Source organism: Peribacillus sp. V2I11 (genome assembly GCF_030817135.1).
In the GTDB taxonomy this organism is placed as follows: domain Bacteria; phylum Bacillota; class Bacilli; order Bacillales; family DSM-1321; genus Peribacillus; species Peribacillus simplex.
This window is the reverse complement of sequence record NZ_JAUSYW010000001.1, coordinates 336,196-351,147: the sequence shown is the minus strand read 5'-3', so window position 1 is coordinate 351,147 and position 14,952 is coordinate 336,196. Positions and strand designations below refer to the sequence as shown.

General features: G+C 36.6%; 14 protein-coding genes and 3 pseudogenes. 9 read left to right on the top strand and 8 right to left on the bottom strand.

Features of this window, described 5'->3' with window-relative positions:
* Positions 1–82 precede the first annotated feature (82 nt).
* Complete coding sequence (locus QFZ73_RS01610) at positions 83–2,458, top strand: M14 family zinc carboxypeptidase (protein WP_307262170.1); 2,376 nt, start codon at positions 83–85, stop codon at positions 2,456–2,458.
* 314 nt (positions 2,459–2,772) lie between these two features.
* Here the strand turns inward: QFZ73_RS01610 and QFZ73_RS28840 are convergent, their stop codons facing one another.
* Together QFZ73_RS28840 and QFZ73_RS29125 are read right to left on the bottom strand one after the other, a co-directional pair.
* A complete protein-coding gene (locus QFZ73_RS28840) occupies positions 2,773–2,841 on the bottom strand; it encodes a helix-turn-helix domain-containing protein (RefSeq protein ID WP_373458986.1) in 69 nt (22 codons plus the stop codon).
* Between the two features lie 153 nt (positions 2,842–2,994).
* Positions 2,995–3,069: pseudogene (locus QFZ73_RS29125) on the bottom strand (AAA-type ATPase lid domain-containing protein); the annotation flags it as partial.
* A 331-nt stretch (positions 3,070–3,400) separates the two neighbouring features.
* On the opposite strand from QFZ73_RS29125, the gene QFZ73_RS01605 reads away from it, so the two are divergent.
* The 3 genes from QFZ73_RS01605 (at position 3,401) to QFZ73_RS01595 (ending at position 6,174) form a co-directional block, all read left to right on the top strand.
* Complete coding sequence (locus QFZ73_RS01605; RefSeq protein WP_307262166.1) at positions 3,401–4,600, top strand: C40 family peptidase; 1,200 nt, start codon at positions 3,401–3,403, stop codon at positions 4,598–4,600.
* A gap of 374 nt (positions 4,601–4,974) precedes the next feature.
* Positions 4,975–5,169: a DUF1572 family protein gene (locus QFZ73_RS01600; protein ID WP_307272523.1), complete on the top strand. Its 195-nt coding sequence runs from the start codon at positions 4,975–4,977 to the stop codon at positions 5,167–5,169.
* A 576-nt stretch (positions 5,170–5,745) separates the two neighbouring features.
* On the top strand, positions 5,746–6,174 hold the full coding sequence (locus QFZ73_RS01595; RefSeq protein ID WP_251437556.1) for a hypothetical protein: 429 nt from the start codon (positions 5,746–5,748) through the stop codon (positions 6,172–6,174).
* A 412-nt stretch (positions 6,175–6,586) separates the two neighbouring features.
* Here QFZ73_RS01595 and QFZ73_RS01590 read toward each other — a convergent pair whose 3' ends face one another.
* Both QFZ73_RS01590 and QFZ73_RS01585 read right to left on the bottom strand, forming a co-directional pair.
* On the bottom strand, positions 6,587–6,874 hold the full coding sequence (locus QFZ73_RS01590; protein ID WP_251437555.1) for a hypothetical protein: 288 nt from the start codon (positions 6,872–6,874) through the stop codon (positions 6,587–6,589).
* 334 nt (positions 6,875–7,208) lie between these two features.
* A complete protein-coding gene (locus QFZ73_RS01585) occupies positions 7,209–7,679 on the bottom strand; it encodes a DinB family protein (protein ID WP_251437554.1) in 471 nt (156 codons plus the stop codon).
* An 853-nt stretch (positions 7,680–8,532) separates the two neighbouring features.
* On the opposite strand from QFZ73_RS01585, the gene QFZ73_RS01580 reads away from it, so the two are divergent.
* The 3 genes from QFZ73_RS01580 (at position 8,533) to QFZ73_RS01570 (ending at position 10,601) form a co-directional block, all read left to right on the top strand.
* A complete protein-coding gene (locus tag QFZ73_RS01580; protein ID WP_285847440.1) occupies positions 8,533–8,655 on the top strand; it encodes a hypothetical protein in 123 nt (40 codons plus the stop codon).
* A 147-nt stretch (positions 8,656–8,802) separates the two neighbouring features.
* Complete coding sequence (locus tag QFZ73_RS01575) at positions 8,803–10,173, top strand: IS1182 family transposase (RefSeq protein ID WP_307262153.1); 1,371 nt, start codon at positions 8,803–8,805, stop codon at positions 10,171–10,173.
* A gap of 158 nt (positions 10,174–10,331) precedes the next feature.
* On the top strand, positions 10,332–10,601 hold the full coding sequence (locus QFZ73_RS01570; protein WP_251437552.1) for an HTH domain-containing protein: 270 nt from the start codon (positions 10,332–10,334) through the stop codon (positions 10,599–10,601).
* Positions 10,602–10,782: 181 nt separating this feature from the next.
* Here the strand turns inward: QFZ73_RS01570 and QFZ73_RS01565 are convergent, their stop codons facing one another.
* From QFZ73_RS01565 to QFZ73_RS01550, 4 genes and pseudogenes are all read right to left on the bottom strand, one after another.
* Entirely contained in the window at positions 10,783–11,904 is a 1,122-nt protein-coding gene (locus tag QFZ73_RS01565; protein WP_307262149.1) for a type II asparaginase, read from the bottom strand.
* 567 nt (positions 11,905–12,471) lie between these two features.
* A pseudogene (locus tag QFZ73_RS01560) lies at positions 12,472–12,676 on the bottom strand (transposase); the annotation flags it as partial.
* Positions 12,648–12,818: a hypothetical protein gene (locus QFZ73_RS01555; protein ID WP_251437550.1), complete on the bottom strand. Its 171-nt coding sequence runs from the start codon at positions 12,816–12,818 to the stop codon at positions 12,648–12,650. The gene QFZ73_RS01555 and the pseudogene QFZ73_RS01560, both read right to left, overlap by 29 nt.
* 127 nt (positions 12,819–12,945) lie before the next feature.
* Positions 12,946–13,101 carry a hypothetical protein gene (locus tag QFZ73_RS01550; RefSeq protein ID WP_170974108.1) on the bottom strand — a complete coding sequence of 52 codons (156 nt, stop codon included), beginning with the start codon at positions 13,099–13,101 and terminating at the stop codon, positions 12,946–12,948.
* A 524-nt stretch (positions 13,102–13,625) separates the two neighbouring features.
* Between QFZ73_RS01550 and QFZ73_RS01545 the strand changes: the two genes are divergently transcribed.
* Both QFZ73_RS01545 and QFZ73_RS01540 read left to right on the top strand, forming a co-directional pair.
* Entirely contained in the window at positions 13,626–13,781 is a 156-nt protein-coding gene (locus QFZ73_RS01545) for a hypothetical protein (RefSeq protein WP_307262143.1), read from the top strand.
* Between the two features lie 48 nt (positions 13,782–13,829).
* Positions 13,830–14,441 (top strand): annotated as a pseudogene (locus QFZ73_RS01540) (hypothetical protein).
* Positions 14,442–14,952: the final 511 nt, after the last annotated feature.

Here is a 14,952-nt window from a genome sequence, read left to right as displayed (position 1 = left end):
CATTTCGTGTTGTATTCAATTAAACTATGTATTTATTAATATATACAAAAAATCACTATATATACATACAGGAGGTTTTAGGATGAAAAAGAAAAAAGCATTATCCGGCCTGATGGCTGTAAGTTTACTAACAGTAATTCCGTGGAGTTCTGGACATGCTGAGAAACCTCAATGGACAAATGTTAATACATATGAGGAACAGGACGGAAGCAAGTTTAATAGCGAAAACTATGACTTTGTGAAATTCTCACAAATTGGTTCCAAATTAAAGGAAATTGAAAAACTTTCAAACCGTGTGAAAGTTGAAGTCCGTGGAACATCAGCTGATGGAAACCCACTTTACGTTGTCACGATTGCTGACCCAACAACGCAAGGGAAGTTCGGAAAAGTTAAGGCACTTAGAAAGCAAATGTTTAAGAATCCAGGCAAAGCTCAAGAATGGGTTGCCAATAATCCTGACTTTAAGGTTCCAATCATGATTAATGGTTCTATTCATGGGACTGAATTTGTCGGAAGCGATGCAATCCTTCAATTAATTGAACGTTTTGCTACCCAAAATGATGCAACAACCAAAGACGTTTTAGAGAATAATATTCTTATTTTCAATGTCGTACAAAACCCTGATGGACGTATTGATGCCACCCGCTTTAATGGCGAAGGAATTGACATAAATCGTGACTTTATCACCCAGTCGCAGCCAGAAACAAAAGAGATGGTTGAGCTCATTAAAGAATGGAACCCGATGGTGTTCCTTGATACTCATGGTTATGTGAAGGATTATCAGCCAAATCTGCAGGGGTTAATTGAGCCTTGTACGCCACCGCATAATCCTAATTACGAGTATGACTTATACGGAAAATGGGCCTATAAACAGGCAGAAGCGATGGAAGCGGAAATAATGAAGGATCATGAGAACTATTCAGGATCCTTGTATCAAAACATGAAAGGTACATATATTCCGCTGCGAGATGATTCCGCTGGCTGGGATGATTACCCACCAATTTTCACACCAATGTATGCGATGTATCATGGTGCTTACGGTCATACACTAGAAGCCCCAACAAATGATTGGGATGGCGTACGTTGGATGTATAATTCGATTATGGGGGCACTGAAATTTGCAACAGCTAACAAGCAATCCATGATTACTGATCAAATTGAAGTTTTTAAAAGAGGAATTAACTTTGACCATCCTTTTCATAAGGAAGGGTTATTTCCAAAAAACTACATACTTCCACTAGACCCTATGGATCCGACTGTTACGAATAAGGCTGTAAATCATTTGATCAATAATGATATTGAAGTTATTCAAGCTTTGAATGCATTTGAAGCGGATGGAGTGTCATATCCAAAAGGAACTTATCTCGTTGAAATGGATCAGGCGAAAGCCGGATTAGCAAACACGATGCTCTGGGATGGGGAAGACATCACGAACGATACCCCAGCAATGTACGACATTTCCGCATGGAGTTTACCGGAGCTTTGGGGATTCGAGGCAGTAGCCACACAAAATCCTATTAAAGTCAATGCAACTAAAGTAAACCAGATTACAGGTCAAGGAACGGTTTCAGGAAAAGGACCGTTTCTGATTCCGAACAGCTCTGTCCAATCGGTAAATTTAGTAAATGAATTGCTTAAGCAAGGAATACCTATTGTACGTGATGCACAAGGTAACTTCTTTGCAAAAACAGTAGCTAATCAGGTATCAGCAGCGGTGAAAGAATCTGGGTTACAGGTTGGAACTGCTGATGTACCAGCAGATGCAGTGGCTATTACGTCTTTAAAAGTGGCTATATTAAAGGATGGAGGTATGGGTAAACAGAAATCACACGCAGGAACAAAGCTCGCTTTGAAAAGATTAGGTTTTGATGTGACAGAAGTTACGCCAGTTGAAGTGGCTAAAAATACCCTAAACGGTTTTGATATTTTTGTCTATAGTGGAACGGAAAGTCTCATTTCTACCAACCTATCTGAAGCTAATAAAGAATTTGGATTAAAGAACGAAGGGCAACTTAATGCGTTTAAAGACAATGTGACAAGCTTCTTAAATGAAGGAGGAAAATATATAGCTGTAGGTGCTGGTGCATCTAGAGCAACTAAGACACTTGGTCTTACAGACGACATCATTAATGTAGGAGGTTCCAACAGTAATGGTATCGTAAAAGTTGATTATTTGGGAACCGGTTTAACAGCAGGTTATGGAGAGGATGATATCGGCTTTGTATATCGTCCAACTTGGTTCACGGGTACGGATAATGATGAAGTCGTCGCGACCCTTGCAGATTCAGATAATTTCTTCGTAGCTGGTCACTGGAAAAATAACATAACTGCCAAGGGCCAAGCTATAATAGTAAAGGAACAGAATAAAGATGTAACTCTTATTGGGTTAGAAGCAGGATTCCGCGACCACCCGGATTACTTGTTCCGTCTTCTATCAAATGCAATTTTCGAAAAATAGTAGAAATAACCAAAGCCGGATTCAGCAATGAATCCGGCTTTGGTTATTTGAAAAATGCTGAACGCTTGCTACTGAGTTTTGAACAATTATCTCAGTAAATGCTATATAAATACTCATTACTTTTAAATCATCTGTTGCAAAAACTGCTGAAGGACGATTCTTATCAAGAGTAGTTGTTTAGTTGTTTAGCCGATTGAAAGGCGTTTTCTACCATATACCCACTATCTATTGAGTATATTAGGCTGTATAAAAGATCTCCCAATATAAGGTTTACTAAGTAGTTTGATAAAAATTAGAAACGTTCGAAATTAATATTAAAGTCCATACTTTGTTATCTTTTTGTAAAGAGTAACTCTTGAAAAGCCTAATTCTTTTGCTGCCAATGTCTTATTACCGTCCGTTTTTTCTAATGCTTTTTTTATTCGTTTTTTTTAATTAAGCTTATCTCATCTTGAAATGTGATATTAGTATTTTCAAACGTTGTTTTTTCCCTTTGTGGAAGCATATTCAATATATCACTGGCTTGTAATAAAGCGTCATAAAGTCATGACCACAAGTCTTTCTACAAGATTTCTTAATTCTCTAATGTTACCAGGCCAGTGATAGGAGGAAAGATACTTTGCCCAAAATGGATTGGAATATGTTTTTTATAAATTTGGCCAAGCGAAAGAATGGGCGTCACAGAGAAGATTTTCTTATTAAAGTAACGGGTGCTTTACTTCAATAAGGAAGGTTGCTTTAGCAGCTCTTTTTTCTTATTGAACTTTCGGGGCAGGTTAGTTCAATAATAAAAGTGGAAGTAAATCCAATTAATAGTATTTTTATGTTAAAGTTATACAGTTGATGTTTTATTACATAATTGCATTAGGAAGGAAGAAAATCTGTATGACTGTAGGACTGTATTTTTTAAAGGATATTTTTGGTTATAAAGGAAGGGTTAAAATGGGGAAAAGAATATTAGGTAGTATGTTGCTTTTATTACTAGGCATGGTTAGTTTTACTTTTTTATCTGGCTTAAAAGTTGAAGCAGCAGATCGAGTGCATACTGTATCCTCTCAAGAAACGGTAGAATCGATTGCAGCGACTTATGATATATCGGCAGAGCAATTAATGAAGACGAATGGTTTACCGGATGGTAAGTTATATAGGGGCCAGAAGTTAATCATTCAGACTGATTATACTCCTTCGATCTATCAATGGACAGAGAGAGGGAAACAAATCGGGAATTATGCGAAATCTTTTACAGGATTTAAAAAAACGGCTGGAGAAGAGACACCTAAAAAAGGGTTTGATTCTAGCGGTTTGATTTATTGGGTGCTCTCCCGACAAAACGTGCCCACCGACCGTATGTCAGTTGAAGGCTATTATAAGGAAGGAATGGATACAGATACTCCTAAGGCTGGAGATGTTATATTTTTTCTGGAAAAGGAAAGTTCAAAAGTCGTGACCGCTGGGATCTATCTGGGAGGAAATCAGTTTGTTAATTCTGGTTACGGAGCAGAGACAGTCCAGGTGAGATCTACCACAGAAAAATATTTTGAACAATACCAAGCCGCGTATAAAACGTATACACCTAAGGGAGAGCATGTCGTTCAAAATAATGAAACACTTAAAAGTATCTCGGATATTTACGGTATATCGGTGGAAACAATCAAAATGCGTAACGCTTTACCAACTGATAGCTTGATGCAGGGGCAGTATCTTCAAATATACAGCAGTCCCTTGTATCCATTTTATGCAAATCAAGAGGCTTCCTATGATAAAGCTTATGATGTCATAAAGTATGCATATACTCTACGTGGATTCACCTATGTTTTCGGAGAATATGATCCGATGATTGGAATGGATTGCAGCGGTTTTATCTATTGGGTCATGAAGGAGCAGGGCATTTCCATTAAACGTGGTTCGGCAGCGGACTACTATTCCTTGCTGCCGAAACTCAGAGATCCAAAGGCAGGGGACTTAGTATTTTTTAGAGATACAGACTTAAGTCAAGAGATAGCCCACGTAGGTATTTATCTAGGGGATGGTCGCTTTATTCATACAACAAAGAATACTGGCGTTCATATATCTGATCTTACTTCAAGTTATTTTACTCAGAAGTTCGAAAGCTTTGGGCAAGTCCAAAGCAATATGGACTAAGATAGACACGAGAGAATTAGGTTACTTGAATTTTCTGGTGATATTTTCCCCTTAAGGTAGGAAGTGTAACAAGACCACGAACAAACGTGAATGTTACAACTACTATCTAGAGGGGATATTTAATGTGCTTAGAAAGGGCAAAAATTTTGAGGAATATACAAATGAAAAGAGAATGAAAGTTGTTCAGATTTATCGGTTATTAATAGATGTTTTAACTGCGATAAGAATCGAAATAGTGATTAGAAAAAAAGTTGTACTGTTTATAAAAAAGATGAACCGAAATGATCTAATTTCGGTATTTCTTAATTTTTTAAGAAAATTATATTTTTGGTAAGGAATGATTATGAATATTGGAAACGAATATTTAAAGATTAATCGAAAGATTTAAAAGTGTAAAAAGCCTTGGAGATAAAACGATAAAACAATTATCCGAAAGGGAAATACATTGGACTTATAATATCGAGTCTGTTGCGGTAATAGTAAAGCATTTGAGTGGAAATATAAGGTGGACAGACTTTTTAACTTCAGACGGAGAAAAGGGATATAGAAATCGTGATGAAGAATTATAGATGATATATCTTCAAAATCCGAGCTAACTATTGTTTGGGAAAAAGCTGGAAAACCCTAATTGATATATACTCCAGAAAAAAATGTTTTCTTGGAACATTTTAACGGATGCCAGTGAATTTATCCTAGGTATACCCTGTAGAGGTATTTTCATTTGCTTTTCTAATTTCTGCCACCAGCTTTTGAGAGATGATCTTAGATCCTTTTACTAGATTCATCGATTTCGGTTAACTTAGCAGCTTTTTTTCTTACTCTTCGAGTTGTTGAGCCTAATACTTCCTGCAATCGAATGGAACTGATTCTCTTGTTCCTTAATCCTTAAACAATGATGCTTGTCTCGTTCTTTCCCTAACGTTATGAATGTGTATACTTCCAATGTTTGTTCAATTAATTTAATATTTAAAAAAACATTTGTTAGTTTTTGTAGTTTTATATTAGATTCTGTGGTTCCTGTGATAAATTAAAGGTGCTTTTTTGTAAGAGAAAATACGAAAAAAAACAATATTTGTGTTTTGGGGTTTTAGAAAGAAACTTTATAATTCTTACAAATGGAAACAAACTTAAGAGGAGAAACCAATATGAATCATCTACAAAAGCAAATACTCTTTTTCCTTGAGGAATGCAATAGAGAAAGATGTGTAAGTAAAATTGCTGAAAAGTACGATAAAAATCTTGAAGTGGTAAGGGCTGAGTTAGTGATACTTGCGAACAAGAACCTCATAGCTATCAAAAAGAGTACCACTGGGAAGATAAGCAGAGCAACGATTAGTCCAAAAGGTAAACAGTGCTTCAGGGAAGCTACTGCAATTGTTACTAAGGCTTCAGTACAAGGTCAAATCAATGAGTTGAAACAAAAGTTGTCAGCTCTGGAAGCCTCCTTTCTACGTGCACAAGAGAATCCAACTGGGGAGAATAAACAGTCACTATTGGATAATGCGAATACGGTTCATTCAGTGGCTAATGGGTTAAACTCATTATTTAAAGTTGGAATGGATATCTTTAAGTAAACAAGAACCTCAGAGGATGACCAGGGAACTTTTGTACATTCGGGAATACATCAGGGTCAAAACAGGCTCGCTAATGGGATAGTTAGTAAGATCCACTAAAAAAGGTTCGAGCCTGGTTGTATTGTTTAGCGTCAAGGGAGCGGCAGCCTGTAAAGCACCGAGCCGTTGGAGTCAGACTAACGGATAGGTTCTAAAGGCTCCATAGTTCATCGACCTTCCTCACCCTTCCAAAGAATTAGTACGGACGATTTTCTACCATTTTCATTCTTTGTGGTGAAGTGCTGATTTTTGCGCTTCATGGATGGCCAACATTTGCTTCCTTCATTTCCAGGAGCCGAACGGCAGCTCCTTTTCTTATGCAACAAACAGGGTAGTGAAAGGAAATGAAGGACTTGAGTCAATAAGCCCTCTTTTAAAGACGGTCATCTTCCCATGCTCTATCATAATCTCTTATATTGTGTTTTTCGTTTGGAGTTTCTTCTTGTTGACTTTGTTGATCTGCTTTCTTCATTTGTTGTTTTAATAAGTTTGAAGCTTGATTTGCTTGGGCACCTTGTGGAGAATTTTGAAATTGAGATACGGTTTGAATTAATTGAGAAACTTCTTGATGAATATTTGCAAGCTCTTGTCCTAATTCAGTATCAGTAAATCCAGGTAGTTTAGTGTCTATTTGATTTTGCTGTTGAGTGTTTTTTGTCATGGTAGAAACCCTCCTTAAAGTAGTTAAATCATACCCTTTTATAATGTTCTATAGTTTCTAATAAATAACTGGTAATTTTTATGTAGAAATCTAGTGTATGTTTATTAGGGGTGCTTTACTTCAATAAGATTGCTGAGTCAGCCTTTTTCTTATGGCACTAACGGGGAGAATAGCAATAAAAATGGGTAGATTAAGGGTGTTCAAGAAGGAATAGTTAGTGGAGTAAATGAAAATAGAGAGTGTTATATAGACTAATGATGTATAAAATATAACAAAAGAAAAAACCAGTTTTATTAGACTGATTTTTTCATCTTAATATAACACTTTGTTAAATTCAGTTTTTAACACTTACATGTTCAATCATACGCTTCATTGCCTGAATTTGCCCCATATGAGTCGCTTCATGCATTAATGTTAAACCTGCAAGTTCTCCAACAGTCTTACAACCTAGGAATGGAGTATCTAAATCTTGATCTAGCTGTTCAGTTGAAATTTGCTTTAAACGAGTTAATTGACCTTTCAACTGTACGATAAGCTGATCCATAGCAGGTATATTCCCTGTCCAATCAGCTGGTTTTGTGCCATTCCCAAACAATTCTATATAATTTGTGGGAAGGTGAGTTGTTACATTCGGGAAACCAAACATAGTTTGTTCGGTAATTGTCAAAACGTGACCTGTATGCCAATGAATTGTGTTATTAAAACCATCTGGCTGCACATCAGTTTGTTCCTTAGAAACGGACTCTACATTCTTGATGAAGTATTCTCTTGTCATCTCAAATTGCTTAAATACAAGTTGATTCATCTTTTTCTCCCCTCTCATCAACAAAATCATCCATATTATACCAATAAAAATCGAAAAAGAATATAGTTGAAACTTCCTAAAATTAGCTTTATGTCAACCGGTTCTTGTTCCACAGTAGGCAGTAGGGCGCGATTCTTTAATAAGGTTCGCTTTTCTAATTGAAACTAACGGGTGTGTTAGCTTCTTTAAGGATCAATAAAAATAATAAATCCAATTGCACCTTCCATTTTATTAGCATTCTCACAAAAATAAAAAGTCTCAAAAGGGTATTTTGGGACACTTAACTGAAAAATTTCAATAAAGCCGATTTAAATACTAAACTAAATTGTTATACAATTGTAAAATTATACAGATTCATTTCCGGTATAATGGAAATTATTAGAAATGTGGCACAAAAATCAATTTTATATCGGATTTAATGAGTAACTGTCGCTGTGTCGGCTGGATGAGACTTAGAGTTTGTGCCTAACCACCTATTTCCCTTTTGCTATTGAATAAGCAGCCAGTGAGAGGAAGGATTTTCACGCTTCGGGTGAAAATCCCGAATGAGCCCGCTGTATAGTCTTAGTGAAAATCAATGGTACTTCCTCCTGAATAGACTGCACGATATAAGTACATCCATTGAAATCCTTCAGACTTATGAAGACTCACGTTAAAGATTGGCAGCTACATAACTGTGGTGAAGTACTCCTACTTTCTTGGCTAGCTTGGAGAGCTTGTGGAGACAAAGGTCGTTGTCAGTTCCTGTGAAATGCGCCTTAAATTCAAATGCAGTAATGATACCCTCAAAAGAATTAACTATTAGAAGTAATGTTAAGAGGGTAAAAGTGATTAAAAGGGAGGCGAATTGTTTTTGACTATAATAGATATTGACCAATTGCTTTTAGCTACTGAAGAACTTGCCGAAGAATCAATTCCAATCCATCTCGATACATTTGACATTGATCAATTATTAGATAAAACGGATAACTGGTAAAGAAAAGCATACCCAAAGTTGAACTATACCCCGGATAACGGACACACATAAAAAAGTGTCCCTTATGGGGCTGTTGACAATCTAAAAGGAATTTCTGAAACCTGTATAGAATTTATTCTATGCAGGTTTTTTATTGGAGGGATTTCTATGATGGGACGCAATGATGAGTACCAAAGCAAAATGGAGTTTATTGATTTGAACGATTTTGTTCCTACTAATCATATTCTCCGCTTAATATTGGAGAGAATTGACTTCTCTTTTATATACGTTAAAATGGAAAGTTTTTATTCGAAACTGGGCCGGAAGTCTTTGGATCCCGTCCTCCTTTTCAAGATGTTGCTTATCGGCTATCTTTTTAATATTGACTCAGAACGCGAACTTGAACAGGAGGTTCATTTAAATCTTGCTTATAGATGGTTTTTAGGACTTGATCTAACTGATCGAATTCCCGACCACTCTATTTTTAGTCAAAATCGTCGAAGACGGTTCAAAGACAGTGCCGTATTCCAAGAAATCTTCGATCACATTGTTTCACTATGCATTGAAAAAGGATTGGTCACAGGGGAGACCATTGTGACAGATTCTACCCATATAAAAGCCAGTGCTTCTAAGGATCAGGTGAAAAAGGTTGAGGTTGAGAAGACTCCTTCCCAGTATTTAAATACTCTTGAAGAAGAGGCAAAGAAGCTTGAAAAAGAACTGCAGGAGAAAAGAGAAAACGTTGGCCGAAAAAAGGCTGGGAGAAAACCGAAAGAGTCTACTACAAAAATAGTGTCCGTCTCTAAAACCGATCCTGATTCAGGGTTATTAAATCGACCCGGGAAACCATCAGGTCCCCACTATTTGGCTCATACCAGCATTGATACCCAAAACGGAATCATAATAGATATTCATCCGAGTGCAGGAAATGTAAATGACTGCGAACCTTACGTAGAACGCTTGAAAGTGATAAAAGAGAAGTTTCATTTAAATATTAAGAATGTAGGGGCGGATCGTGGATACGATACAACGCCTATTCACCATGGATTAAAAAAATTAGGCATAACGGGGTATATCAGTCCCACTCAGTATGATTCGGCGTTTAAGACAACCTCGCATCGGGAGTTCACTTATAATAGCGAAAACGATATATACCCATGTCAAAATAAGAAGGAACTAGCCTTTACACATTTAATGAGAAAGGGCGAAACAAATTACAAGACCTATTCGGCAAAAACCCAAGACTGTAAAGTCTGTCCTTTCAGAGTGGAATGCTTCGGGAAAACAGCGACTAAAAGAACCATATCACGCCCCATCGCCCATGAACTATTAGAAGAAAACATGAAAAGGACAAAAACAAGTGATTACAAACTGGTTCAAAAACTAAGAAGAGTCTGGTGTGAAGGCTCATTTGGCACCATGAAAATAAAGCACAATTTATATAAGACATATAAGAGGGGCATTCAAAAAATCCATGAACAATGCCTCTTTTCAACGTTGGCCTTAAACTTAAAACGAATGGTAAAAGTAATGAACTAGCTACAAAAAAATGAAGAAGAATAATCAATAAACAAGCAATTAACGATAAAAATCAAAATGGGGAAGGAGCAAAAGCTCTTCCCCATTTTGTCAACAGCCCCCTTATCCGGGTTTTTTTATGTTTCAATAGATGTAATGAGTATGGACGGAGGGTTTCTATGAGTAAGAATATATATACTGAATATCAGATTAAAGAACTTGAAAAGAATCCAAATATCATTAGTGTTTCCGAGCGATCTATTTCCTATAGTCCGGAATTTAAGACAAAAGCAGTTAAAGAATATAAAAAGGGGAAAACCCCCTCTCAAATTTTCATTGACCAGGGATTTAATCTCGAAATAATTGGCAAGAATCAACCCAAGCGTTGTCTACAGCGCTGGCGTAGTACCTTTGAAAGGTTTGGTGAGGAAGGCTATTTTTTTCCCTAGATAGGTAGAGTGAGATACACTATAAAAATGCGATTTCTAATAACTTAAAACATAAATATAAATTAATAATTCAACCAAGGGATGGTTAAAAATAAATAAAAGCATACGTTGGTGATTTATACCATCGTATGCTTAAAATTTCATTCACTATTAGTTAATCAAGGAATTCTAATTTTAAATATTAATATTCGTTAAAAAATTGCTGAATTTCTTTTGGATCATCTGTTTTTGTTAATGCAAGCATCGTCAAAATGCGTGCTTTTTGAGGATTAAGTGAGTCCGCTGTAACAAAATTATTTTCATCGTCAATCTTTTCTCTCGTAACAATACCATTTCCTACACGGCTAGAGCGAGTAATAATCACGCCTTTTTTGACAGCGTCTTTAGCACCCTCAAAAGCAGTATCAGAAGTTAAACCGTTTCCTTCACCTGCTATTATGATCCCTTTAGCTCCTGCTTTCACAGATGCATCGTAAAAATATCTACTATCATTTTGATAGCTATAAATAATGTCCACTTGAGGAAGTTTATCTAGTTTCGATACATCAAACACCGATTTGTTTGTATGTTTACGAGTGGGTTCATTGTAGAAAAATATTTTATTACCTGCGATTGCTCCTAAATAGCCTTGTTCCTCAGATTGGAATGTATCTGTCATGGTTGTATTGGTTTTAGTTATGTAACGTGCAGAACCTATCCGGTCATTTAATGAGATTAAAACACCTTTGTTCTTAGCTTCTTTACTAGCAGCAATTTTTACAGCATTATATAAGTTTAAAGGTCCATCTGCACTTATAGCTGTAGCCGGTCTCATTGATCCAACAATCACGACAGGTTTGTTGCTTTTTACGACCAGATTCAGAAAGTAAGCAGTTTCTTCTAAGGTATCTGTTCCATGCGTTACGACAATTCCATCAACGTCTTTAGATTTTAATAACTCATTAATTCGTTTCGCCAACTTTAATAAGGTTTTATTATCCATATTGTTACTGCCAATATTGGCGATTTGTTCACCACTCACATTTGCTACTTGTTTTAATTCAGGAACAGCTTTAATTAGTGTTTCAACACCAAGTGCCCCTGCTTTATAACCAGTTGTGTCAGTATTGGATGTAGCAGAACCTGCAATCGTTCCACCAGTAGCTATAATTTTAACATTGTTTAACTTGGGATTTGTTGAAGTTGCTTCTACTTTCTCTTCTTTTGGATTACTATTTGCTGAGCTATGGATAGCAGTGATAGATCCAGAAAATAATAGTGTAACTAATAGAAACGTGATTCCTAGATATTTTTTAATGTTCATGTCTAGTTAGCTCCTTCTTTATTTAATTATGTACGACATATGAAAATACTATCATATCTAGATATTACTTACAATAAATACAATAAATATGTGTTAGATTATCTTACATGTTTTTTGTTATGTTGAAAAAAACCCATAGAAATATAGTATGTTAGCTTTCTTGTAGAATCGCTATGCAACAGAACCATATTTTCAAATAGATTTAATATTTTGCGTGTTAACAAAATATTTGATTATTATAATCTACAATATGTTAGACTAAATGACATTTTGAAGAAATCTTGCTCTTACTTCAATATTCCTGGGAAGTATTACATTGATTAAATTTGGAGAGAGAGGAGTGTGAAGTGAGTTTAAGTGCAACCTTTATCTTATGGAACTAAAAGGGCAGCTTAGTTTCAGAATAAATGGTGTTTTTACAAAATAGAAAAAATAACCCCGAAAAATCGGAGGCTGCTGAAAAACTCACGTTTTTCTAACTAGTACGGTAAACCAAACTAAAAAAAGACGATTCTCATTCGATACTTGAATGGAAATCGTCTTTTTTTGCTTCTGTGTGTCACTTTTTTAGGCCATTAATTTCAATATTCTTTTCAAATTAACGGTGAAAATAGCCATGGATCCTTGTAATTCCATGCCAAGTAGACCCGAGGATTTTGCAACATCATACCCGTGCCTGTGTTTCAAATTCACTGTTTTTCGCTTCAATTTTATAACGTTCTTTTGATTTTTCTTTAAAATATTCACTCTCCTGGAATGTAGCCTGTTCTGTACTTTCCTGAGTTGTCCCTCAATTCTTCCAACAAAAAAGAAAAGTCAATAAGTTCATTGATCTTGCGTAACATGTTATCCTTTGGAACCACTACATCATAAATGGCCATATACGGACTAAAAACCATAGACGTTTGTATCATCGTACTCACCCACATAAATTTATTACCTTGATTATAAAACAAAAAAGGTAGAGTTCCTCAGAATAAACTGAGAAATCTACCTCTATTGGCCCGGAAGGGACTTTTTCAGTGCCCTCAAAAATCGTAGTTATTTTTTATTTACTTGACGTCCACTTTTTTTGGGGCTCTGTGAACTTGTGTTTCCAATTTGAAATTCATTACCTAGTTCAACATCATTTCTTTTATCCTGTTTCTCGATTTGCTTTCTCGTTTGATCCTTGTTTTGCATCCCTTGTTTAGACAATACGTATCCATCTCCCTTTCAATGTCATTGTTTTTAATATGCGCAAGTATAAGGGAAATACGTATTATTTATTTAAAAAATAATTCTTGTCTTTAGTAACTTATTATTTAGACTTTGTTGAAATATCAGGTGCGTTAGCTGAAGATCGGAGCTGTCTTTAAGGCAGCTTTTTCGTGCGCCCGGCATGGGTACAATCTATAGGGTGAAAGTCCCGAACCATGAAGGCAGTAGTAGTGGTTAGCTTAATGCAAGGGTGTCCACGGTGACGTGGAATCTGAAGGAAGCAAGCGGCAAACCTCCGGTCTGAGGAACACGAACTTCATATAAGGCTAGGTATCATTGGATGAGTTTGCGAAACAAAACAAAGTCCTTACTGCCGAAGGAGGTACAGAGTAAATGAAGCAGATAGATGGAGGGAAAGATCACACTCTTACCCAGGGAGGTCTGATGACAGCCAAGTACACTCGGTAACCTGTCCAGTGATGGACAGCTGAATCATCAGAAGTCAGCAGAGGTCATAGTACTTGTCTACTCGAGAAGATAAGGAAGGACCGAACAGATTAAGGAGGATGAATACTAGGCGTTCGTTATCTGCGAAGAAACAAACAATTCCTAACGGAACTTATTTGAAGGAAGAAGTGGTGAATACACGGGGAACTTCAAAAGGGCGGAGCAGATAAAGGTACAAATAGACCATTTATCCACGTAGAAAGGAAAGGATATCAACGATGTTAATGGAACAGATACTAGAGAGGGAAAACTTAATACAGGCATTGAAGCGTGTAGAAAGAAATAAGGGAAGCCATGGTGTAGATGGAATGCCGGTTCAAAACCTGAGACCGCACCTCGTAACCGAATGGTACAACATGAAAACTGCCCTTTTACAGGGTACCTATCAACCGCAGCCCGTCCGTCGTATCGAAATCCCGAAACCAAACGGCGGAGTTCGGCTATTGGGTATTCCAACCGTTCTAGACCGTTCCATTCAACAAGCCATTGCCTGAATATTACCAAGATATATGACTCAACCTTTTCGGAGAATAGCTATGGATTTCGCCCTCATTGATACTCCGAACGTATTGAAGAATTTAGCTTTATGGATTCGAAGAAGACTTAAAATGTGCCTATGGAAGCAATGGAAATTGCCAAGAACGAGGGTGAGGTAACTCATAGGATTAGGCGTCCCATTTGGAAAAGCATATGAATGGGGAAATAGCAGAAAGGGTTATTGGCGCATAGCGCATAGTCCTATTCTTGACAAAACCCTTAATAATGTTTATTGGCTCCATCATGGGTTAGTAAATCTATATGAACGATATACAAAACTACGTCAGACTTAAACTGAACCGCCGTATACCGAACGGTACGTACGGTGGTGTGAGAGGTCGGAGGCTAGGCGCCTCCTCCTACTCGATTTTATTCAACTGATATGAACGAAACTGTCAACCCAGAACACTCAAACGAAATTCTTATAGGTTGTAACAATAGATCTGGATAATTTCGGGACATATAAGACGGTGTTTGCCGTTCAATGTAATCCTTCTCTTCTAGAATGCAACCTACAGGCAAGTGGAGGACACTTTGTTGATTGGCCTGATGCAGTGGCAATGGGTATTGCATTATGGGATGATATAGTTCTTGAAGACAAGTTTTGCTACTGCTATGTGTGTACCCAATCCTCCTAATGCGACTAACTTAAAAACCATTGACAATTAGTTATTCAAAAATCAGATATTAGAATTATTGGTAAGTTAAAATCATGAGGTTGAAGAAGAATCTCAAATAGCATAGCCTGCAAAAAAGAACGCAAACTAAAAATACTGGTTGCCGATAACGAAAAAAGATAAAAAT

Bases quoted from the DNA above. Each gene is read 5' to 3' on its own strand.
- QFZ73_RS01610 (WP_307262170.1), top strand. From the start codon at position 83: ATGAAAAAGAAAAAAGCATTATCCGGCCTGATGGCTGTAAGTTTACTA.
- QFZ73_RS01605 (WP_307262166.1), top strand. From the start codon at position 3,401: ATGGGGAAAAGAATATTAGGTAGTATGTTGCTTTTATTACTAGGCATG.
- QFZ73_RS01595 (WP_251437556.1), top strand. From the start codon at position 5,746: ATGAATCATCTACAAAAGCAAATACTCTTTTTCCTTGAGGAATGCAAT.
- QFZ73_RS01590 (WP_251437555.1), bottom strand. From the start codon at position 6,874: ATGACAAAAAACACTCAACAGCAAAATCAAATAGACACTAAACTACCT.
- QFZ73_RS01585 (WP_251437554.1), bottom strand. From the start codon at position 7,679: ATGAATCAACTTGTATTTAAGCAATTTGAGATGACAAGAGAATACTTC.
- QFZ73_RS01575 (WP_307262153.1), top strand. From the start codon at position 8,803: ATGATGGGACGCAATGATGAGTACCAAAGCAAAATGGAGTTTATTGAT.
- QFZ73_RS01570 (WP_251437552.1), top strand. From the start codon at position 10,332: ATGAGTAAGAATATATATACTGAATATCAGATTAAAGAACTTGAAAAG.
- QFZ73_RS01565 (WP_307262149.1), bottom strand. From the start codon at position 11,904: ATGAACATTAAAAAATATCTAGGAATCACGTTTCTATTAGTTACACTA.
- QFZ73_RS01555 (WP_251437550.1), bottom strand. From the start codon at position 12,818: ATGATACAAACGTCTATGGTTTTTAGTCCGTATATGGCCATTTATGAT.